Annotated in this window: 17 protein-coding genes; all 17 read left to right on the top strand. The window is 40.0% G+C overall.

Going from position 1 to position 22,372, the window contains the following annotated elements:
* Positions 1-327: 327 nt before the first annotated feature.
* The 17 genes from LC455_RS03385 (at position 328) to LC455_RS03305 (ending at position 22,368) form a co-directional block, all read left to right on the top strand.
* Positions 328-3,783: a M14 family metallopeptidase gene (locus tag LC455_RS03385; protein ID WP_223588179.1), complete on the top strand. Its 3,456-nt coding sequence runs from the start codon at positions 328-330 to the stop codon at positions 3,781-3,783.
* 61 nt (positions 3,784-3,844) lie between these two features.
* Complete coding sequence (locus LC455_RS03380; RefSeq protein WP_223588177.1) at positions 3,845-4,546, top strand: DUF969 domain-containing protein; 702 nt, start codon at positions 3,845-3,847, stop codon at positions 4,544-4,546.
* A 3-nt stretch (positions 4,547-4,549) separates the two neighbouring features.
* Entirely contained in the window at positions 4,550-5,503 is a 954-nt protein-coding gene (locus tag LC455_RS03375; RefSeq protein ID WP_223588176.1) for a DUF979 domain-containing protein, read from the top strand.
* Positions 5,504-5,536: 33 nt separating this feature from the next.
* Complete coding sequence (locus LC455_RS03370) at positions 5,537-6,301, top strand: IclR family transcriptional regulator (RefSeq protein ID WP_223588174.1); 765 nt, start codon at positions 5,537-5,539, stop codon at positions 6,299-6,301.
* Between the two features lie 31 nt (positions 6,302-6,332).
* Entirely contained in the window at positions 6,333-6,980 is a 648-nt protein-coding gene (gene pcp / locus LC455_RS03365) for a pyroglutamyl-peptidase I (RefSeq protein WP_223588172.1), read from the top strand.
* 71 nt (positions 6,981-7,051) lie between these two features.
* Complete coding sequence (gene pxpB, locus LC455_RS03360) at positions 7,052-7,759, top strand: 5-oxoprolinase subunit PxpB (protein WP_223588170.1); 708 nt, start codon at positions 7,052-7,054, stop codon at positions 7,757-7,759.
* On the top strand, positions 7,759-8,775 hold the full coding sequence (locus LC455_RS03355) for a biotin-dependent carboxyltransferase family protein (protein WP_223588169.1): 1,017 nt from the start codon (positions 7,759-7,761) through the stop codon (positions 8,773-8,775). The genes pxpB and LC455_RS03355 overlap by 1 nt, the downstream gene beginning before the upstream one ends.
* Before the next feature lie 68 nt (positions 8,776-8,843).
* The gene (locus tag LC455_RS03350; RefSeq protein ID WP_440446374.1) at positions 8,844-9,626 is read left to right on the top strand and encodes a LamB/YcsF family protein; all 783 of its coding nucleotides are present in this window, start codon (positions 8,844-8,846) and stop codon (positions 9,624-9,626) included.
* A gap of 340 nt (positions 9,627-9,966) precedes the next feature.
* Entirely contained in the window at positions 9,967-10,971 is a 1,005-nt protein-coding gene (locus LC455_RS03345) for a LacI family DNA-binding transcriptional regulator (RefSeq protein ID WP_223588165.1), read from the top strand.
* A gap of 222 nt (positions 10,972-11,193) precedes the next feature.
* Complete coding sequence (locus tag LC455_RS03340) at positions 11,194-12,603, top strand: hypothetical protein (RefSeq protein ID WP_223588163.1); 1,410 nt, start codon at positions 11,194-11,196, stop codon at positions 12,601-12,603.
* The gene (locus LC455_RS03335) at positions 12,604-14,025 is read left to right on the top strand and encodes an aldehyde dehydrogenase family protein (RefSeq protein WP_223588162.1); all 1,422 of its coding nucleotides are present in this window, start codon (positions 12,604-12,606) and stop codon (positions 14,023-14,025) included.
* A 13-nt stretch (positions 14,026-14,038) separates the two neighbouring features.
* Positions 14,039-15,244, top strand: a complete 1,206-nt coding sequence (locus LC455_RS03330; protein WP_223588160.1) for an iron-containing alcohol dehydrogenase — start codon at positions 14,039-14,041, stop codon at positions 15,242-15,244.
* A 150-nt stretch (positions 15,245-15,394) separates the two neighbouring features.
* A complete protein-coding gene (locus tag LC455_RS03325) occupies positions 15,395-15,628 on the top strand; it encodes a hypothetical protein (RefSeq protein WP_223588159.1) in 234 nt (77 codons plus the stop codon).
* A 588-nt stretch (positions 15,629-16,216) separates the two neighbouring features.
* Complete coding sequence (locus LC455_RS03320; protein ID WP_223588157.1) at positions 16,217-17,932, top strand: sensor histidine kinase; 1,716 nt, start codon at positions 16,217-16,219, stop codon at positions 17,930-17,932.
* Positions 17,933-17,961: 29 nt separating this feature from the next.
* A complete protein-coding gene (locus LC455_RS03315) occupies positions 17,962-19,575 on the top strand; it encodes a response regulator transcription factor (RefSeq protein WP_223588156.1) in 1,614 nt (537 codons plus the stop codon).
* 128 nt (positions 19,576-19,703) lie between these two features.
* Positions 19,704-21,191: an ABC transporter substrate-binding protein gene (locus LC455_RS03310; protein ID WP_223588155.1), complete on the top strand. Its 1,488-nt coding sequence runs from the start codon at positions 19,704-19,706 to the stop codon at positions 21,189-21,191.
* A gap of 223 nt (positions 21,192-21,414) precedes the next feature.
* A complete protein-coding gene (locus LC455_RS03305; RefSeq protein ID WP_369075751.1) occupies positions 21,415-22,368 on the top strand; it encodes an ABC transporter permease in 954 nt (317 codons plus the stop codon).
* The last annotated feature ends 4 nt before the right edge of the window (positions 22,369-22,372 follow it).

Raw genomic sequence — 22,372 nt, 5'->3', positions numbered from 1 at the left:
GTAAAGACCCCTTCGCGGATATTATCGTGAAGGGGTCTCTTTATTCTTAATTTGTATAGAAACGAAACATACAATAAGTAATTAAGAGATGTATGGAAAAGAACTCATGGTAGATTCGGTTGTGAGTTTTTTTGATGTGTGAACTCAAATTTATCAACGATGATTTTCCATAATAGATAGTCTATTAGCTTCTAAGATTGTGTAATTCTATCCATTTCTTATTTTTATAACAAATCATGTTGATTTTTAATTTTATAAATATTATGATTTAAATAATAATTCGGAACAGTAATTCCGAAAAACGGAACAACGAAAGTTGGGTGGAACATGAAAGATATTCGACAATTATGGAGTATAAACGGACTCTTATATTCCATTGATGAGCAAGTAGCTCCAACTGGAATTCAAGCGCGAATTACTGTTTCATCTCATCGAACAAGCTGGGAGACTGCTGCTATGGTGGAGATAGCCGGAAGAATTGGCTTGCATTTAACTGAGTTACCCCTTCCGATTTTCGACCACCTGTTTATCGTTGATCAATTAGATCCTGCACCTGCCGGAGGAACTTCAAGCCTTCATTTGGTGATTGGTTATGAAAGCGAATACTTAGCTCAAGTTCTCGGAAAAAGGTCAGAGGCGCTTCTAACCGTCCGAAATGAACATCTAGAGGAGTCAGGAATTTTATATCTTAGTCACTACGAAGATCAGACTTTGCTTGTCATTACTGGTACCTCACCAGAAATGACTTTGCATGCTGCCAGATCACTAGTAACAGATCATTTTATGGAAGCTTATAAAGAAGGAGAGTCTTTTCTATTTATTTCGAAAGAAACGAATGTTTTACCACAATCTTCTTTAAAGCAAAGTGTGAAACAACTTGAGACCTATTCGCTACATACGCTTTTTACAGCGGAGGGGCTTTATCAGCAGAAAGATGGAGAAATACTTCCTACCCTTGATGTTTTATTAAAAATAAATAATTCTCATATAGATCAAACGATTGCTAATGTTGAACTGGCAGCAAGACTGGCTCTGTCAGCGGGATATGTGTGTTTTCCGATGACAAGATGTATGGGTGAGGAAACTGGCGGGAGATTCTTCATTTCGTTTGAAACGACAGACCACGCCAGTAATCAAACCAAATGGGAACTTGCCGAGTTGGCGGGCACTCCGGCGCTTCGTATACGTGCCCATGCCGACAAACTCGTTCCAGCAGCCCGGGAATTGATTCATGAATGGTTTCCATCAATTGGTGGAGAACAAGATACATGGACACAGCGATTTAATGCACTTAAAAGTTTGAATAAAGACATCAGCTCCAGGGCTCAGCTGGGAATGCAAGCTTTTGCAGAATTAAAATTCAGAAAGGTCAATCGGTTCAATATCTCTGAAAATTTGGCCTATCCTTCTGAGCTGTGGAATCGGTATTTAACTGAAAAGGGAAGCGGGTCTCCTTCCGTTACTTTATCCGTTACAGAAGATCAGCCCATTTGGACCGCCCAATGGGAGGATTCCGGGGAATTGGCGGATATGGAAGCCTATTTGTTGGAAACCCTTGGACAGCTCGATCAAGAAGACAAGCGGCTTTTTATTGAAATCACAACAACGGTAAGTCGAGATAGTTTCCATGAGTGGAGTCATCAGTTAAAAACCATCCTAAACGACCGTTTGGGAATTCGAGCAGAGTTTATTTTTCGGGATGCCAATAAATCCGGCTTGCATTGGGCGATGGAAGAGGTATTGCCTAAGCTAAAACAAGAAAAAGAGATTCATAGTATTGAAATCCAGGCCAGGGCCTTTCAACCGGAGAAAAAGCACCTTGATCTTGTTCACCGATTTTTACAAGAGCTGTATCCGTTTGATGCGATTTTGTCTGCGGAATTGTCTTTGCCGTTAGAAAGAATTCAGCTGCAATTAAACGATGAGCGCTCAGCGCCCATGTTTCAAGTGGTTGCTAGAGACAAGCAAGGCCGGGAACTGATTTCGTCTAGCTGGGAAGGTTGGGTCGAGAGCTGCCCTTATATGCTGAATCAGCCTGAACGTGGAAATGTGATGGTTCCTTTTGCAGGATGCCGGATCTATCGAAAAGAAGAGGACAAAATACTTGCTGGTCAATCCTTCCAAACCAATCCTTATCGATTCTGGATATGGTACCAGGAGATTGTGCTGCCGCAGTTGATCAAGAAAATTGGGAATCACGAAGGTGTTCCTAAATTTTCCCGTCTTGTGTGCCACATCGAAATGGATGCGGTAGATGTAAGGCTTCCGCACCTTGAAGAAGTTAGCTCAGTTTTGGAAGCATTGCATGAAGATATTTATTTCTTCACTCTCCATGCGTTACATGACCATGGGAAACGGGTTAGAGATCCAGGCTGGGATGCACCTGGAGGCATTTTCCCCTTCATGCATGAAAAAATTGGCGGGAAGCCGAAAGCGGAGATTGCTTTATACGCAATGCCCGTTGAACATAAAGCGGTGCTTGTATACGAAAATGGAGAACAACTGACGATCCAACCATATCCTCCCGATATCATGCAACAGGGGAGAGTTACGGCGGTAACGAAGTCTAGGGAAAAATTGTCCTTTTTATTTAGTGGATTACCCGATGCTCAATTGGAAAAATCGTGTGGAGAGTGGCTGGCTAATGCAGTGCCGGGCCTTCAAAAGTCTACGAGATCTGCAGAAAGCTTGAACGAAAAGTCGCTCGACACCGATGTATTCGTGAACGAAGATATTGAAAAATGGTTAGAGGCACGGAAATCGCGGCTGCCTGGACAAGCTGTCCCGATTGATTTCTCCTTTAATGGGCAATGGATTTGGCTTGTCGAGCTGTTTGCGAAGGGGAGAACAGGGGAAACGATCTCCTCCTTCCAAAAGCACAGTCTTTACAAACCGACCTTTTTCCTTAATGCTCGGCACCATGCCAATGAGGTTTCAAGCACGAATGCCGCACTTCAATTCATTGAGCAGCTGGCAGATGACCCAAAGCTATTAAACCGTATCAACCTTGTCGTTGTTCCGCTTGAAAATGTCGATGGAGCTGCGTTACATGCTGAAATGGCAGCCGAGCATCCTTATTGGAAGCTGCATGCCGCCCGATATAATGCGTGCGGGTTGGAGTATGCAAAGTATCGCTTCCAGCCGGATGCCCCGTTTGGCGAAGCAAGGGTTTATCCAATCGTATGGCAGCGCTGGTCGCCGGATGTTGTGCTCGATGACCATGGGATTCCATCCCATGAATGGATCCAGCCTTTCAGCGGCTATAATAGCCCGCCAAGGTTTCCGGTCTCCTATTGGATTCCAATCAGTAGGATGTATACAATTTGGCGTGAATTGCCGGACGCTGCCCCTCACCACCGTGAGGCACATGCTTCTCTTCGTTCATTCGTAACGAAAAGACTGGATGAAGACCAAACCGTGGCAGAAGACAATGCTATGTGGGTAAGCACGTACAGACGTTGGGGGAACGATTTCGATGCTGTCCATTTCCCTGTGGAATTATCACATCGAAGTATTGCGTATACACGAGAAAGCCAATCAAATCAGGAATCGTATGATTTCATTGAACGATTCAGTCAGTGGATAACTGCGGATTTAATGACTGAAGTGAATGACGAAACGGTATATGACAAAGAATTGGCTGCATGCAAGCATGCCCACCATGTCGTTCATCAGGCAATCCTTGACTGGATGAACGAAAGAGCGGTGAACATTCAGCTCAGGACTGAACCAATAAAAAATGGAACAATCCGAATCGGGCTTGAACGAATTCGCCCGCTTTAGCGCCTATAGCAAGGAACATAGTTTTAACAACAAGAAAAAATAATGCAGAGGAGTTGGAAAGATGGTTTTAATAGGAGTTGTCATCGTTATTATTGGTTTTATTATCCGTTTAAATCCTTTATTAGTTGTTACAGTGGCAGGCCTTGTTACAGGACTTGTTGCCCATCAGTCCCTTTATTCGATTATTACGCAATTTGGTCAGGCGTTTACGACCAATCGCTATATGGCGGTCTTTATTGTGACGCTTCCGATTATCGGGTTGTTGGAACGTAATGGTTTGCGTGATCAAGCTGAACATGTGGTGGCCAAAATAAAAGCAGCAACGACAGGACGCATTTTGACAGTTTACTTTATTATTCGTGAAGTGGCTGCAGCCGTTGGTCTTACTTCGATTGGCGGTCATGCACAAATGGTTCGTCCACTTGTTGCGCCAATGGCAGAAGGTGCTGCCGAGGCTAAATATGGAGAGGTTCCTGATGAAGTAAGGGACAAAATCCGTGCCCATACTGCTGCAGTAGACAATATCGGTGTCTTTTTCGGGGAAGATGTGTTTGTCGCCGTCGGTGCCATTTTATTGATGCAAGGATTCTTTGAACAAAACCATATTCATTCGGATCCATTGAAGATGGCCCTATGGGCGATTCCAACCGCGATTGCAGCATTAATCGTCCATGCCATTCGGTTATACCTATTGGATCGCTCACTCGATCGCACTCTTGGTAACAAAGCAAGCAAAAATACTCCGAAGAAAAAGGAGGCGTAATCCATGTTTATTTCTCTTGAAGATGTTTATATTTTTCTAGGAATCATCACAATCGCAGGAAGTATTTATACCTTTTTGGACCGTAAAAATCCACGTCGTATCACATCAGGACTTTTCTATTGCCTATATGGGGTAACGCTACTATTTGGAAAGGTCATTCCACCTTTTTATATGGGGCTTCTTGCAATCGGGCTTGTTTTAATTGCGGGCTTCGGCGGATTAAAGATTGGCAGTTACAATGAGGCAAGTGTGGAAAAAAGACAGAATAACCGTAAACGCTTAGGCAATAAGCTCTTTATTCCTGCACTATTAATTCCAATTTTAACGGTGGCGGGATCAGTAGGTTTAAAAGGAGTCAAAATAGGCGGCACATTTGTGCTTGATCAAACGAGTCTGACCCTTGTATCGTTAGGGGTTGCTGCTTTCATTGCGCTCATTGTCGGCCTGGTGATGACAAAAAACAAACCTGGCACTGCTATTAAGGAGTCTAGGAGATTGATGGAATCGATTGGCTGGGCTGCTGTACTTCCGCAATTGCTGGCTACGTTAGGAACTGTGTTTACAACGGCTGGTGTGGGAACCGTTGTTTCAAAGCTGGTAGGCAATGTGATTCCAACCCATTCTCTTTTCTGGGTCGTGTTTGCATATTGTATTGGAATGGCCTTGTTTACCATGATTATGGGGAACGCCTTTGCCGCCTTCCCGGTCATGACAGCCGGAATTGCCGTACCTCTACTGATCAATCAGTTTGGCGTGAACGCCAACCATGTGGCAGCAATCGGAATGTTTGCCGGTTATTGTGGAACCTTGATGACACCTATGGGTGCAAACTTTAATATTGTTCCGGCCGCCTTACTGGATTTAAAGGATAAATATCAAGTCATTAAGGTACAAGTTCCAACTGCACTGATTATTTTAGGAGTTAATATTCTGTTAATGTATTTATTCTCGCTATAATAAAATGAGATCGATTAAATAGAGGAGTAAGGGATGCAAAACAAAAATATAACCGTTGTGAAATCGATGGATGTGTTGAATCTTTTTTTACAACATTCGGAACTGTCATTAAATGAAATGGTCGACCTTTTGGGAGTGCCAAAAACATCTGTACATCGTATGGTCGGGTCGTTCGAAACGATGGGTTTTTTGCAAAAAAACAATGAGGGCAAATATTTGCTTGGGCTGCAATTTTTACAGTTTGGCCAATTAGTTGCTGATCGATTGGATATCCGGCAGCTCGCCTTGCCCATCATGAAAGAACTTAGGGATACGGCAAAAGAGGCCGTTAACTTGATTATCAAGGATGGTAATGATGCCATCTATATCGAAAAATTGGACACGCCCCATCCTGTCCGGCTTTATACCAAGGTTGGCCGAAGATCCCCGTTATATGCAGGGGCTTGTTCGAGAATTATCCTTGCCTTTTTAACTGAAGAAGAGCAAGAACACTATTTACAAGAAACGGAACTGGCGGCCATGGCCAATGGGACGATTACGGATATGGAAAGAATGAAGGAGGTTTTGGCAGAAGCAAGAGAATCTGGGTATACCATCAGTTATTCGGAATTGGAAAATGATACGGTTTCCATTGCGGCACCGATTTTTGATCATACCGGCTTTCTAGCAGCCGGACTCAGCATTGCTGGTCCTGATTCACGCTTTGGGGCCGATCGCCTACCGGAATTAATTGACTTAATCAAGAATGCTGCAAGGGAAATATCTTCCCAATTGGGCTACCGGGAAGGAAACCAATAATCCTGCAATCAACAAAGAAAGAGGGAGAAGGATGAAAAAGGTATTAGTTACTGGCTTTGATCCGTTTGGTGGTGAAACTGTCAATCCAGCGTTAGAAGCTGTTAAAGAACTGGCAGGAACCGTTACGGAAAAATATGAAATTTTAGTCTCTGAAATTCCTACGGTTTTCTATAAATCGCTTGATCATTTAGCAAGAACAATTGCTGAAACAAAGCCTGACATCGTCATTTGTGTCGGGCAGGCGGGTGGACGATCCGATATTACGGTCGAACGGGTGGCGATCAATGTCGATGACGCCCGCATTCCGGACAATGAAGGCAACCAGCCTCTCGGTACGGCAATCGTGGAGGATGGACCCGTTGGGTATTGGTCTACTTTACCGATCAAGGCAATGGTAAAAGAGATGAAGGATAAAGGGATTCCTGCTTCCGTATCACAAACAGCTGGAACGTTTGTGTGCAATCACTTGTTTTATGGGTTAATGCATCAGCTTGCATCATTAAATCATGCCATTATTGGAGGATTCATTCACATACCGTTCCTTCCTGAACAGGCGGTGAAATATCCAGGGCAGCCAAGTATGGGGTTAGAAACCATTGTAAATGGTTTAAAGGCAGCAATCGAGACAGCTGTAACTTTTGAAAAAGACATCGTTGCTCTTGGCGGTCAAATCAGCTAATAAATGAGGGGGATGCAAAACTCCTCTTTTTTTAGTTCATTCTATGCAACAGGACAAAGGAGGGGGATTGGATGGCTTTCGACCCATTTTGTCCGCTTGGAGATTCGGGAATTGTTGTCACGCTGGGCGATGGTATTGACAGTAGGACACATGAAAAAGTAATGGCATTATCAGGTTATTTAGAGGAACATCCTTTTGAGGGGATGGTTGAAATTGTCCCCGGCTTTACGACGGTGTCCGTTTTTTATGACCCCATCCGGTTGCTTCACTTAGGGGTCTCGGTTCCGTATGAATGGGTCCTTGGCAATTTGAAGGAGAGGGTCTCACAATTCGCGGGCAGGAAGGCAGGAGAAGCAAGAAGGGTGGAGATTCCGGTTTGCTATGGTGGAGATTTCGGCCCGGATTTGGTGGAAGTCGCCAACCATAATGGTCTAACACCAGACGAAGTGATTCGCATTCATTCCGAGACTGAATACCTTGTCTATATGATCGGCTTTGCCCCCGGATTCCCATATTTAGGAGGCATGGACAAACGGATCAGTACACCCCGCCGTCGTTCGCCACGCTTAGCCATTCCTGAAGGGAGTGTGGGAATAGGCGGGGAACAGACAGGGATTTATCCCATTGAAAGTCCTGGCGGCTGGCAGCTAATCGGGAGAACCCCGTTGGCCTTATTTCAGCCAGAAGAGAATCCGCCAAGCTTACTACGAGCCGGAGACATTGTTCGTTTCAGGTCGGTTACACAGGAAGAATACGTTGCATTGGGAGGGGCAGATTGATGAGTGTGGAAGTACTTCAATCAGGACTAAGCACTACCGTACAAGATATGGGGAGATTCGGACATCAACAGCATGGTGTCATCGTGAGCGGTGCGATGGACACACTCGCATTAAGGCTTGCTAACCGACTTGTCGGTAATCCTGAGAACGATGCTGCCCTGGAAATCACTCTTCTTGGACCGAAATTAAAGTTTTATGAAGACCAGCTGATTGCCATATGCGGCGGGACATTCGCCCCAATGATTGATGGAAAACCGGTCCCATCCTGGCGTCCCGTCTGGGTGAAAGGAGGGTGTGTCCTCGAGTTTGGTCAAGCGAAAAAAGGCTGTCGCGCCTATATTAGCTTTGCTGGCGGTATTGATGTTCCCCAAGTCCTTGGAAGCAGGAGCACGTATTTACGGGCAGGAATTGGAGGATATAAAGGGCGTCCACTAAAAAAAGGCGATCACCTGCAAATGAACCAGCCTAATGACAACAGCATGCAGCTTATTGGGCTGCTAGCAAATAAACGTGACAGGATCCCGTTTGTGGCTGCAGACTGGTACATTGGTGAAACCATGCTTCCTTCTTATGAAAAATCAACCGTTCGTGTCATTCGAGGGCCACAGTTCGATCAATTTTCACAAGAAAGCAGACGCGCCTTTTTTGAACAAGAATTCCAAATTACTCCGCAATCTGATCGAATGGGCTACAGGTTATCCGGCTCCAGGCTGGATTTGGAGCAGCCGCTCGAACTCCTTTCTGAGGCTGTAACGGCAGGAACGATTCAGGTCCCGTCTGATGGCCAGCCAATCATCCTCATGGCAGACAGGCAAACCACGGGTGGTTATCCAAAGCTGGGTTTCGTTGCATCTGTTGATTTACCGATTTTAGCTCAGCGAAAACCTGGAACAACAATCAGATTTAAGGAAATTTCTTTGATGGAAGCACAGCAAGAGATGATGAAAGTAGAGGGAATGATTAAAACGTTCTCCCGAGGAATCGATTTGATCACCCGCAATGCGACTCGCTCGTGAATAGGAGACGCTTTTTTGTATTTTAAGGCGGGCTTGGCGATTTTATTACAGTATCAAGGCAGGGGGAAATGAAGATGTTTGTTGATTTAAATTGTGATCTGGGTGAAAGTTTTGGCACGTATCAAAAAGGAAATGACAAAGAAATTTTAAATTATGTAACGTCCGCCAACATAGCATGCGGTTTTCATGCCGGGGACCCTTCAACGATGAGAGAGACGGTTAAGATGGCATTGGAAAAAGGCGTTGCGCTTGGTGCTCATCCCGGACTGCCGGATTTAATAGGATTTGGCCGCAGGAACATGGATATTTCTCCACAGGAAGCTTATGATATCGTTCTCTACCAAATCGGAGCTCTCCATGCTTTTGCCCATGCAGAAGGTGGAAGCTTACGGCATGTCAAACCTCATGGAGCATTGTATAATATGGCAGCCAAAAATCCAGAGCTAGCGGTGGCGATTGCTGAAGCTGTTTACAAGGCAGATCCAGGTTTAATCTTGTTTGGCCTTGCAGGTAGTGAGCTTGTCAAAGCCGGAGAAAAACTGGGGCTGCACACGGCCCATGAAGTATTTGCAGACAGAACCTACCAATCAGATGGGACATTGACGCCGAGAAGACAAGCCAATGCCTTACTGACCAATGACGAAGAGTCTGTCCAACAGATTATCCGTATGGTAAAAGAAGGTCTCGTCCGCTCAGTGCAAGGGGATCTCGTCAAAGTACAAGCAGATACGATTTGCATTCATGGGGATGGACTGCACGCCCTTGAATTTGCCCGCAAAATTCGTTCAGCACTCGTAACAGAGGGTATTGAAGTTCGTGCAGGGCTATCTTCGATGTATGTTGAAGGTTGATAGTTATTATATGGCAATGTAGCTGTGTTAGAAATCTATATTAATAGGAACAAGTAGGTAATCATAGACAATTAAATAAAGTAAAATGTGACCATTTTTTCGAAAATGGTCTTTTTTATTAATGTATCTCCGAAACGAAGGTGAATGTTTGGGAATCAAACAGACTGAATGCAGCTATTAATACATCAGTAAGGATGAGTATTATTAGAAACTGACAAGAAAAATGCCTCTAGATATTATATAATTATCTAAATGGTAAAAAACGTGGAGTTCCATGGTCATCCGTCTTCACCAATACATTGGCGTTTAATTAATCTTTATACAAAAAGGAGGTACCGCCTTGGTATCATCGAAAGACGTCGCAAAACACGCAGGCGTATCCCAAACAACTGTTTCTCGCGTATTAAACACGCCAGAATTTGTTAAAAAACCTACCCTTGATAAAGTTATGAAAGCAATTGACGAGTTGAACTATATACCTAATGCTCATGCGCGATCACTTGTCCAAAATAAAACAAATACAATTGCTCTTTTATCCGGACCTCTGCACAACCCATTTTTTGTTGATACAACATCCGCGATTATAAATTATGCTAATGAAATGGGGTACCGGGTAAACGTACAGTACGTAAACGATCATAAATTGCCTGAAGCATATGCGACTGCTTTTGAAAATAAAGTGGATGGTATCATTCTATCGTGTATTTTGATTGATGATCCAATATTCGAAAAGCTTAAACAAATGGATGTTCCATTCATTACATACAATCGAAAGCATAAAAAAAATGAAAACTTTGTTGAAATTGACAATTTTCAAGCTGGATATTTATCGGCAAAACACATGATTGAGCTGGGTCATAAAACCATTGCATGGGTTGGAGGACCTTTGACTGTCAGTTCATTTAAAAACCGTTATTCTGGATTTCTTCAAGCAATCAAAGATTATAAACTACCATTGTCCGAACAATATATCTTCAACACTGATACTTCTAAACAAGAAATTTCAACTGCTTTTCACCGCTTAATGAAACTGGAGCGTCGTCCTACAGCCATTTGTACTGGTGCGGATTCTTTGGCATTAAATTTATTAGACGATGCCATTGGGGAAGATTTCAGAGTACCGGATGACTTAAGTATTATTGGGATTGATAACGTAGACATTAGTCAGCATGGAATGATCCAATTGACGACTGTAGGCAGTATCTCACAGCAAAATCTAGGACTCTTGGCAATCTCTGAATTAATTGAAATGATAGAAAATAAAAAAAATGATTGCATTAAAATAACTGAACCTGTTAAAATATTCAACAGAAGAACAACTAGAAAAATAGAAAATAAACAATAATGTTTAGTTTTTCTATTTTGCGAAAAATGAATACGTAACCATTTTGTGCAATGTTCATTACTTAAAAAAATTCTTGTGACCCTTTTCCTTGGAGGAAAGCGGTCACAAGAATAAATTTACTTTTCTCAAAAATGGTTACGTATTCATAAGTGAATTTACAGAAGGGGTAGTATATTCACAAAAATTTGTAAGGGGTTACAACCAAAGGGGGAGAAATAATTTATGAAATGGAAAAATCGTCGACATGGGGATGAATCACCATTCATGCCAGCGGGGCCTTTTAAGATTAGGCTGCCTTTTATTCATTATCGGTTTGAATGGCCAGATTATGTTCAAGGTCTATTAATGTGTGCAGTTGACTTGGGGGCTATTACTCTATTAGGCCAACATTTACACATGCCTTTTGAGGTTGCTTTAGCGGTTGTTGTATTAAACGGGCTGCTTTATTTATTTCACCATATATTGGGTGATCCCGTTATTCCAGGATGGATTACACCAGCGATTCCGCTAATTGTCTTGTTTGTTACTCAATTTGAAGAGGGACCAGATCGGGTTTATGCCCTCGTCGCCTTTCAGTTAACATTAGGTATTTTATCCATCATTCTGGGTATTACCGGCTTAGCAAGTAAAGTTGTCCATATGGTTCCAAATGCAATTAAAACAGGAATCATACTTGGGGCTGGTATTGGAGCAGTCACTTCCGTTTTTGGAGCAGGCGGACAATTTGAAAAATTCCCGTTCACCATTTCGATTTGTATAGGATTTGCCTTTTTCCTTACTTTTTCAAAGTCATTTGAACGCATTAGAAAAAATAATAAAGGATTTTTATTCACTCTATTAGGTAATCTAGGCATTCTTCCGGCCATTTTTCTCGCAGTTATTGTTGCCCCACTATTTGGAGAAGCAAACTGGCCTAATATTCAATGGGGATTTAGTAAACCAGATTTTGCGACCCTGTTTGCGGAGTACACTGTTTTCGGATTAGGATTTCCAGCGGTCGCCTTTTTTCTAAAAGCAATCCCTGCCGTGCTGGCTACGTATCTAGTGGTATTCGGTGATGTTCTTAAAACGAAAGCATTGCTTTCAGAATCTGATGCAGTTAGAACCGATGAAAAAGTGGATTACAATCCAAACCGGGCACATTTAATTTTTGGTGGTAGAAACACACTGATGAGTATGATTGGTCCTGATATTACCATGTGTGGTCCAATGTGGGCCGCGATGCAGGTGGTCGCCATTGAACGCTTTAAAGAAGGAAAAAAAGCGATGAATTCGTTTTTTGGGGGAATTGGCTCTTTCCGTTGGGGTACAAATACAGCCCTTTTATTATTGCCAATCGTCAGCTTAGTTCAACCGATTTTAGGTGTAGCTTTAGCTTTGACATTGCTTGTCCAAGGTTATGTAAGTGTCCGGATTGGGATCATGCAGGCACGGAGCCAGCGTGATTTAGGAATAGCTGGAATTGTGGCTGCCCTCCTTGTCATCAAAGGTGCTTCATGGGCATTTGCAGTTGGAATTCTGCTTTGCTTCTTAATTTATGGTAAAGACTTCTTCAAAGGAGAAGTTGATCATACATTCGTCAAAGATTCCGTGGAATCATCTAAAAAAGAAGAAATGAAAGAGGTAAGTTAAATGAAAAAGCAATATTACGTAAACGGTGATTGGAAGACTGCAGAGAATTTTGCAGATCTCCACTCCCCATACTCTAAAGAAGTAATCGCTCAAATTCCACAAGCAACACGTGAGGAAGTAGACCAAGCAATTGAAATCGCCTACAACACGAGAAAACAAATGGAGAAACTGACTGCCTATGAGCGTGCAGCGATTTTAGAACATATTGCCCAATTATTTATTGAAAATCGACAAAAGGCCGCTGAAATTATCTCGTTAGAAGCAGCAAAACCGATGAAATTCGCATTAGGAGAAATCGATCGTACGATTGAAACCTATAAATTTGCGGCTGAAGAAGCCAAACGTTTAACTGGGGAAATGATTCCAATGGATGCAGCGAAAAACGGGGCAAACCGCTTCGGTTACACGATCGAGCAGCCACTTGGAGTCATTGGGGCGATCACTCCATTTAACTTTCCGCAAAACTTAGTCGCACATAAAGTGGGACCTGCGATTGCAGCAGGAAATACAATCGTTCTTAAGCCGGCATCACAAACGCCTCTTTCAGCATTGTTTTTAGCAGAATTAATTGATCAAACAGCTTTGCCTAAAGGTGCCTTTAACGTGATTACTGGTAGTGGCAGAACCGTGGGTGATACATTGGTTACCAGTGACAAAGTAAAAATGATCACATTCACAGGCAGTCCTTCTGTTGGGATTGGGATCCGCAACAAAGCTGGCTTGAAAAAAGTTGCTCTTGAACTGGGCTCGAATGCTGGTTTAATTATTGATAAAAATGTTGATTTGTCCCAAATCGTTCCTAAATGTGTTGCTGGAGCTTTTTCAAACCAAGGTCAGGTGTGTATCTCATTGCAACGCACCTATGTAATAGATGAATTATTCGATGAATTTATTGAACAATTTACAGCTGCTGCAAAGCAGTTAGTCATTGGCAGCCCGCTTGCAGAAACATCGGATATTTCTGCGATGATCAATCCTGATGAACAAGAAAGGGCACTAAGCTGGGTACAAGAAGCTGCCCAGAACGGTGCTGAAATCGTGACAGGCGGCGTGATTGAAAATGGAGTCTTCTTGCCAACGATTTTGACGAATGTAGAACCTGCTCTGAAAGTATCCTGCCAGGAAGTTTTTGCGCCAATTGTAGTGGTCAATCGTATTTCTTCTGTTGAAGAAGGGATTGCAGCCATTAATGATTCCAATTATGGCCTGCAAGCAGGGATCTTCACAAATGATATTCAAACAGCATTCAAAGCTTCAAAAGAGTTTGAAGTCGGCGGTGTCATGATTAACGATATCCCGACTTACCGCGTAGACCAAATGCCATACGGAGGCGTAAAAGAAAGCGGAACGGGTAAAGAAGGATTAAAATATGCAATCCATGAAATGACTGAAACGAAACTTGTCGTTTGGAATCAAAATTAAGGAGTGACCAAGATTGTCTGAAAAAATTACTTTTACACCACTTAGTTATACTGGATGGGATTCGCTAGCACACCTTTTAGATGAAGTAAAACGCTTTGAGGTGAAAAAAATTCTTGTCATAACTGACCCATTCCTATTTGATATCGGATTAACAATTAAGGTTGTAGATCCGCTTGAAGAAGCAGGCTTTGTAACAGAAATTTATACCGATGTTGTACCCGAGCCTCCATTGGCTATCGGTGAAAAATTGGTTGCCTACACACGTGATCATCAATTCGACATGGTCATCGGAGTAGGTGGGGGAAGTGCGTTAGATTTAACGAAGCTTGCAGGAGTATTAGCTTCACATGAAGGTAAAGTAGAAGACTATTTAAACTTAACTGGTACGAAAAAGATTACAAAAAAAGGTCTTCCTAAAATCTTAATACCTACAACTTCAGGAACCGGTTCAGAAGTGACTAATATTTCCGTTTTATCACTAGAAACGACTAAAGATGTTGTAACGCATGACTACTTATTAGCTGATGTAGCGATTGTTGATCCTGCTTTAACGATTTCATTACCTCCGAAAGTTACAGCTGCAACAGGCGTTGATGCACTTACACATGCGGTGGAAGCTTATATTTCTAAAAATGCGAGTGTTGTGTCTGATGCGTTAGCATTGCAAGCGATTCGCCTAATCAGCAACTCAATTCGTACGGCTGTATCAAACGGTCAAGACAAACAAGCTCGTACTGATATGAGCTACGGAAGTTACCTTGCAGGTCTTGCTTTCTTCAATGCCGGGGTTGCTGGTGTTCACGCATTAGCTTACCCTCTAGGAGGCCAATTCCACATTGCACACGGTGACTCAAATGCAGTATTGCTTCCATATGTATTTGGCTATATCCGCCAAAGCTGTGAAAAACGGATGAAGGATATCTACGATGCAATGGGTTTTAGTTCTGCAAATCTTTCACAAGAGGAAGCATCATACAGATGTGTAGCTGAATTAAAACGATTAGTTGAAGATGTAAATATTCCATCTTCTTTAAAAGGATTTAACATTGCTGAAGATGCACTTAAAAGTTTAACGAATGATGCGGTTGAGCAAAAACGTATTTTAGCTCGTAGTCCAATGCCTTTATTGAAAGAAGATATCTATACCATTTATAAAGCTGCATTTGATGGCGTAGTTGTTGAAAAAACGAGAGATAGTAAGATTGCAGTCCATAATTGAAGATACTAAGGAGCATTCGAATAGGGTATAAAAGAGGTTCCTCAAACAGCAGTGCAATTTAATTTGCACTGTTGTTTTTTTGTGAAAGAAAAATTGATGAATATTACAACATGTTTTCTCAAACAATATGGAAAAAAGGTGGTTATTACATTGTTTGACTTGTATTTTATTTTGTCTGGTTTGGTATTGTTAATATTGGTAGGAGGACTATTATACACTCTAACAACTGGAAGATTTGTAACTGCAAGGCAAAGCGAGTTTGATGCCGAAATCAATGAAAAGACTCGAAGACATCCTATTTTGCTAAATCCAGTTTTTCTTGCTTATGTTGTTGGGATTGGGCTTGTAATTTTATTCATTTTATATCATGCTTCTAGTATTTGAAAAGCTTTGGAAAAATGGTGTAAAGATTTTACACCATTTTATTTTATTTAAAGCAGCTATATTCTGAGGGTTCCTTTGAAAAAGGGGCAATTCATCCGGGCATATTCGAAACTAGTGAAGACCTTGGGTACCGGGAAGGCAGAGGAGAGAGTTCCCTCCAATCGGGAGGTGAATATGAATCCAGAAAAAATGCCATCACTGAACGCTTTATTAAACTTCAAATTTGGAGTTTTTTTTATTTGAGAAAAGGTATTCGAGAACATTGATGTGTTCACCCTTCTCAGGAAAAAAAGTCGGAAATTTGATAAAAAAAGTCGTTTTTACAGTAGGAAAGGGCTTTCAGTTATTCTATATTAATTAAACAGGTGTTTAGATAACTTTATAGGAAAAGGAAAGAAAAAGTTCAAACGAAAAAGATATATTTTTAACCATTCAGTTCCATTTCCTTACCAATTTCATGGCTCTCTTTATAAAAATACCTTCCAATTATTGATGTTTTATTAATTTTATATTTTCTCAATATTTTAACAACGATAATGTATAATAGATATATTATTTTAGTAAAGTTATATATCAGGAGGAACACTTATGAAACCGCTTAAACCACTTATCAATTCATTAATGTTTAAGCTCTTTTTGACTATTTTCCTCATAATCGGTCCATTAATCATCTTTCACATTATTAATAATTATTATGCCAATGAAGTAATTCGAAACCAAGTGGCTCAATCTAACAAAAATATGCTGAATATTTATATGGATCAAATCGATAAGAGTTTGGAAGGTGTCGGAAATTATATATTTCAACTTTCCGCAAATACCGATTTATATTTTCTTCAATATCATGAAAACTTTGATCTTAACGATTATGAAGAGGCTAAAATTCGATTATCTAATTCTATAAATAATCAATCTTACTTTTATACCGCAATTGACTCGATTTTTCTTTATTCATCATCCTATAAAGATTTCCTTTATACTCAGAAAAATGATGAAAATTTTACAGACCGCATGAATGCAACGGATGAAATCCACGATTTGCTTGAGAATAAACCGGAAAATCTTCGCGAGGGCAAATGGAACTTATGGAAGGGAAAGAAAAACTATTATTTACTATACTATTTAAATATAGATGGAGTTTATGTTGGGGCTTGGGTAAATATGAACAATTTGGTTAAGCCTTTTAAGTATATTGATTTTGGAGAAACCGGCAGAGCCCTGCTTACAACTTCTAAGCTGCAGCCGATTACCAATAAAAAATTTATAGAAGATGAAAAATTAGACTTAACCTTTAAGGGAAATAAGTTTGCGGTTTCTGGGGATAATGAACGCTTTATGGTAATGAAGGAAAAATCATCTAGTGGTGATTTTTATCTTTTAGCTTTGATACCAGAAAGTGAAATTTTAGAGAAACTTCCTTTTTTACAAAGAATTTCATCTGTTATTTCTATTGGAGCTGTTTTGTTCTTATTTCTATTTATCTTTATCATGAGAAAGGTTTTTCTTCAACCTATAAAACGGATTGTTTCAGCTATGAAAAAGCTTCGTGAGGGTGATATGGAAGTAAGGCTTCCCATGAACCATAATTCTACGGAGTTTGAAGTCATGAATGGGACCTTCAACCATATGATATCCGAGATAAAAGACTTGAAAATCAATGTATACGAAGAAAAGTTAAATTTACAAAGGGCGGAACTAAAGCATTTACAATTACAAATTAACCCGCACTTTTTCCTTAACTCATTAAACATCATTTATAATCTTGCAACGGTTAAAGATTTTGCCATCATTCAAGAAATGTCCAAATGCCTGGCCAATTACTTTCGTTTTATGTTTCGTAGTAATTCGTATTTCGTTAGCTTAGAAGAAGAATTAAAACATACGGAAAATTATATAAAGATTCAACAACTTAGATTTCCAGAAGCTATTAATTATGAGGTTGAAGCATCGTCAGATTTGATGGAATGCAATATACCGCCTTTGGTGATTCAAACGATTGCTGAAAATTCTATTAAACATGCTTTTAATATGGATGAACCGATTGAAATTAAAATAACTGTTAAAAAAGACAATGAAGACCCCGGTTTTATGGAAATTAAAATCCAGGATACTGGTGAAGGATTCCCTGAAGAGGTTTTATGTAGTTTGGAAAATGATGAATCCCTTACAAACCAGGAAGGGGAACGTATTGGCCTTTGGAATGTTAAGCGAAGGTTGAATTTGTTATATGAAGGGTATGCCCATATACACTTTTCAAACGAACAAGGAAAAGGTGCAACTGTCCGCATGAAGGTACCGATATAAAAAATTCAATAAAGGAAAGGGGTATGATGATGAATCAGTTTCATGTACTTATCGTTGATGATGAAATTCATTCAATTAGAGGGGTTCAGGCTGGTGTTGATTGGGAAAAACACCATATCTCTACTGTTTATACAGCCAATAACATGAGGCAGGCTCAAGAGGTGTTTTTAAATAATAGGGTGGATCTTTTGCTTTGTGATATTGAAATGCCTAAAGGATCGGGAATTGACCTTTTAAAATGGGTCAGGGAACATTACCCAAGTACGGAAGCGATTTTTTTAACGTGTCATTCAGATTTCGGATATGCAAAACAAGCATTGCAATTGAAAAGTCTCAACTATTTACTCAAACCAGTCGATTATCAAGAGCTGGAAGGTGTTATTCACAATGCCTTGGAAAAAATTATAAAGGACCAGGATACAAAACTGGTGGAGGAGTCTTACCATCAACTGAAAAAATCTCACCAATCTGTCATGAAGGAACGATTCTGGTTAGATCTCATTCACCAAGTTGTCCCTTCTACCATTGACAAGATATTTGAGCATATGAAGTACCATCATTTGTCATATACGGAGCACACAACATTTCTTCCCATTTTATTTCATGTTCAACGTTGGAAAAAGGAACTGTCGGTCCATGAAGAAAAATTAAGGGAGAATGCCCTTCAAAACGCCGTGAATGAAGAAATTGCAAAATCCATTATGGATGCCCATGTAGTAAATTTGGGAACTGGTTATATTTTGGTCATTTTGCCCCTGGTAAAAGCAGCAAACATTGAGGAGCTTACATGTAATTTTAATGATTTTATCTCTCGATTTGCATTATATTTCTTATGCGAACTTTGTTGTTATATTGGCAATCAGGTTCCTATCGAGGAAGTTGTAAGTACGGTTCACAAGTTGCAGGAACTTGATCGTAACAATGTAACCAAGAGTAACCAGACCATTGTTTATAAAAATGAAAAAAAGGATTCTTGCTCGATTCCATTGCTACCAGTCGATTGGTCGAGCTTAATGAAAAACGGTCCAAAGGAAAAATTATTGGGTGCCATCAATCAATATTTTGAGAAATGGAAAAAATCTGATGATGATATAACCGCACAATCCCTCCATTTCTTTTATCAAGATTTCTTGCAATTGGTTTTCTATGAACTACAGGTAAAGGGCATTCAAGCCAATCAGGTCTATTCACAAAACTTGCTGACTGAAAAGCCTGTAAAAGTATTGAAATCGTTGAATTCTCTCCAAGAGTGGGTCATTTATATAGCTGATGTAGCCATGAGCCAGCTTCATGTTCCTCAAGAAAAAGGTTCTGTGGTTAATATGGTTAAACAGTATATTCAAAACCATCTTGGTGAACAGCGGTTAACACGAGAAGAAATTGCAAATTATGTGTATCTCAATCCTGATTATTTAACAAGACTTTTTAAAAAACAAACCGGGGTATCTATATCCGAATACTTGCAACAGCAACGTATTGAATATGCAAAAAAGCTATTGACAGGAACCAATTTACCTGTAAGCGAAGTGGCTTTATCTGCTGGATACTCGAATTTTTCCTATTTCTCTACTATATTCAAAAAGGCAACACAATTAAATCCAATGGAATATCGAAAAATGGCGCTCTCCTCAGATAAGTCGTAATAACAAAAATAAAATGTCGTATTTTTAGTAAGTCTATTTTTACCCATCCTCTATACTTAATTCAGATAGTTGTTAACGCTTTCAAGGAGAGTTTTCAACAAATCAAAAAGAATAAGGGGGAAAGAAAGATGAAGAGATTGAAGTCAGTTACAAGGTTTTTAATGATCATTATGTCCGTCTTTTTAGTTTTGGCTGGGTGCAGTTCAAAGGAAAGCAGTTCAAGCAACAGTAGTAGCTCCGAGAATAAATCATATGAAATCACAATGGCTTATTTAACAACAAGTTCAAAGGTCGATGATCTTCCTTTGGTTCAAGAGGAAATTAATAAAATTACTAAAAAGGAGATCAATGCCACTGTTAAATTAGTACCAATTAGTGGTGCAGCATGGCAACAACAACAAAATTTAATGTTAACAAGTAACGAAAAACTGGATTTAATCATGTCTTCATCATTCTATGGCTACAATACACAAGCTGCAAAAGGTCAATACCTACCATTAGATGATTTGCTCCAATCACATGGTCAAGAAGTTTTAAAAGTAGTTCCTAAAAATCTTTTAGAAGGTAATAAAGTTAACGGGAAAATATATGGTATTCCAAGTATAAGAGACTGGGGTTCTTATTATGGTTTTGCTATGAGAAAGGATTTAGTCGATAAATATAAGATTGATCTTTCTCAAATCAAAACATTTACGGATTTGGAAGATGTATTTAAAGTCATCAAAGAAAATGAACCATCATTGACACCAGTAGTCAACACAACAGCAGGAACATCCGTCGCTACAGCGCTCACAGCTGGAAAATTTGATGTGCTAGGGGACAACCTTGGAGTGGTGTCATTTAAAGATAAGAATATTGTGAATCTGTTTGATGACCCGCAATATGTTGAAGCTGTTAAATTAGCGCGAAAGTGGTTCAAGGCGGGGTATATCATTAAGGATTCAGCAACATCAAAAGAATCTGCGGCTAATCTTGTAAAAGCAAATAAAGGATTTGGCTATCTTGCTAAAATGAAGCCAGGTTTTGATGTACAAGAGACGGGAATAACTGGCCATGAAATGGTTTCAGTAAAATTAACGGATGTTTATTCCTTCACAGATGCAGCCACGGGCTTCAATTTGTCGATTGCGCGAAACAGTCAGAATCCTGAAAAAACAATGGAATTTATCAATTTACTTTATACTGATAAAGACATTATGAATTTGCTAGATCTTGGTGTGGAAGGTAAACATTATGTGAAAAATACGGATGGCACCATTAAATTGCCGGAAGGCGTTAAGGAATCAAAATATGTATTTAACCAGTGGGAAATTGGAAATAACTTCTTAACTTATCCTTGGGAAGGAAACCCTGCAAATTACTGGGATATAATGAAAAAACATAACGAATCAGCTGTTTTTTCACCGGCATTTGGCTTTACGTTCAATCCAGATCCAGTAAAAACTGAAATTGCTGCATCTACAAACGTACTAAATCAGTATAAGCTGGGACTTGAATCTGGTACTCTGGATCCAGAGAAGAGCTTGCCAGAATTTAATAGTAAGCTTAAAGCATCAGGTCTTGAAAAAATTATTGCGGAAAAACAAAAGCAATTTGACAAGTGGAATAAGAAGTAAGGTCAAGGAAGAGAGCTAATGCTAGCTCTCTTTTTTTATTGTTTGAAATGAATACCATATTGCTAATAGTCGGATTAACGAAAATAAGAAGTCGTTTTATGGATAGTACCAATAACACTAGTCTAATAAAATAAAATTATAGAACGAAATGAAAGTTATTTGTAAGCGGAAACAATTTACTCAGCGAGGGGGAAAAAGTATGTCAGAAGTGACAGTAAAGAAAATGAAAGCAAGCATCCAAGCGATACCGGCTAAAAAGGTAAATAGCAGGATGATCAAATTTAAAAGGTTTTTACCTCTTTTTATCATGATGGTACCTGGATTAATGTATTTACTGATCAACAATTATTTACCGATGTTCGGTTTGGTCATTGCTTTTAAAGATGTTAACTATGCGAAAGGTATCTTCGCAAGTGATTGGATCGGCTTTAAAAACTTTGAGTACTTATTTAGTTCAAGAGATGCCTTTGTTATTACCCGAAATACCATTCTTTATAACGGAGGATTTATTATCTTAAATACTATACTGGCAATTGGAATAGCCATTATGCTCAATGAAATCAAAAATAAGCTGACGAAGAGCTTTTATCAAAGTGTTATTCTAATGCCATTCTTGATCTCGATGGTTATTGTCAGTTATCTCGGATTTGCCTTTTTAAGCGAAGATGTGGGGTATTTGAATAAAACGATTCTGCCTTTACTTGGGCTGGATGGAGTTTCGTGGTATAACGAAGCAAAATATTGGCCCTATATATTAACCTTAATCAATGTATGGAAGGGCGTCGGATTCCTATGTGTCATTTACTTGGCGGCTATTATCGGAATCGACCAGGAGTACTATGAAGCAGCCACTTTAGATGGGGCGAATAAATGGCATCAAATTATTCATATTACCATTCCCTCGATTATGCCAGTCATTATCATGATGACATTATTGTCAATAGGACGAATTTTCTATTCGGATTTTGGCTTGTTTTATCAAGTACCAATGAATTCAGGGGCAATCTACGATACCACGAATGTTATTGACACTTATGTTTACCGAGGTTTGATGCAGTTAGGAGATATCGGGATGTCCGCTGCAGCCGGTCTATATCAATCTATCGTTGGATTTGTTCTGGTCTTGTTATCCAATTATCTTGTCCGCAGAAAAAGTAAAGACAATGCATTATTTTAAGCTG

This window comes from Neobacillus bataviensis (genome assembly GCF_019969725.1).
This window is presented reverse-complemented; position numbering and strand designations above follow the sequence as displayed.

Coding starts and splice junctions, on each gene's coding strand:
- LC455_RS03335 (WP_223588162.1), top strand. CDS start 12,604: ATGAAAAAGCAATATTACGTAAACGGTGATTGGAAGACTGCAGAGAAT.
- LC455_RS03355 (WP_223588169.1), top strand. CDS start 7,759: ATGAGTGTGGAAGTACTTCAATCAGGACTAAGCACTACCGTACAAGAT.
- LC455_RS03380 (WP_223588177.1), top strand. CDS start 3,845: ATGGTTTTAATAGGAGTTGTCATCGTTATTATTGGTTTTATTATCCGT.
- pcp (WP_223588172.1), top strand. CDS start 6,333: ATGAAAAAGGTATTAGTTACTGGCTTTGATCCGTTTGGTGGTGAAACT.
- LC455_RS03385 (WP_223588179.1), top strand. CDS start 328: ATGAAAGATATTCGACAATTATGGAGTATAAACGGACTCTTATATTCC.
- LC455_RS03340 (WP_223588163.1), top strand. CDS start 11,194: ATGAAATGGAAAAATCGTCGACATGGGGATGAATCACCATTCATGCCA.
- pxpB (WP_223588170.1), top strand. CDS start 7,052: ATGGCTTTCGACCCATTTTGTCCGCTTGGAGATTCGGGAATTGTTGTC.
- LC455_RS03370 (WP_223588174.1), top strand. CDS start 5,537: ATGCAAAACAAAAATATAACCGTTGTGAAATCGATGGATGTGTTGAAT.
- LC455_RS03305 (WP_369075751.1), top strand. CDS start 21,415: ATGAAAGCAAGCATCCAAGCGATACCGGCTAAAAAGGTAAATAGCAGG.
- LC455_RS03315 (WP_223588156.1), top strand. CDS start 17,962: ATGAATCAGTTTCATGTACTTATCGTTGATGATGAAATTCATTCAATT.
- LC455_RS03350 (WP_440446374.1), top strand. CDS start 8,844: ATGAAGATGTTTGTTGATTTAAATTGTGATCTGGGTGAAAGTTTTGGC.
- LC455_RS03320 (WP_223588157.1), top strand. CDS start 16,217: ATGAAACCGCTTAAACCACTTATCAATTCATTAATGTTTAAGCTCTTT.
- LC455_RS03310 (WP_223588155.1), top strand. CDS start 19,704: ATGAAGAGATTGAAGTCAGTTACAAGGTTTTTAATGATCATTATGTCC.
- LC455_RS03375 (WP_223588176.1), top strand. CDS start 4,550: ATGTTTATTTCTCTTGAAGATGTTTATATTTTTCTAGGAATCATCACA.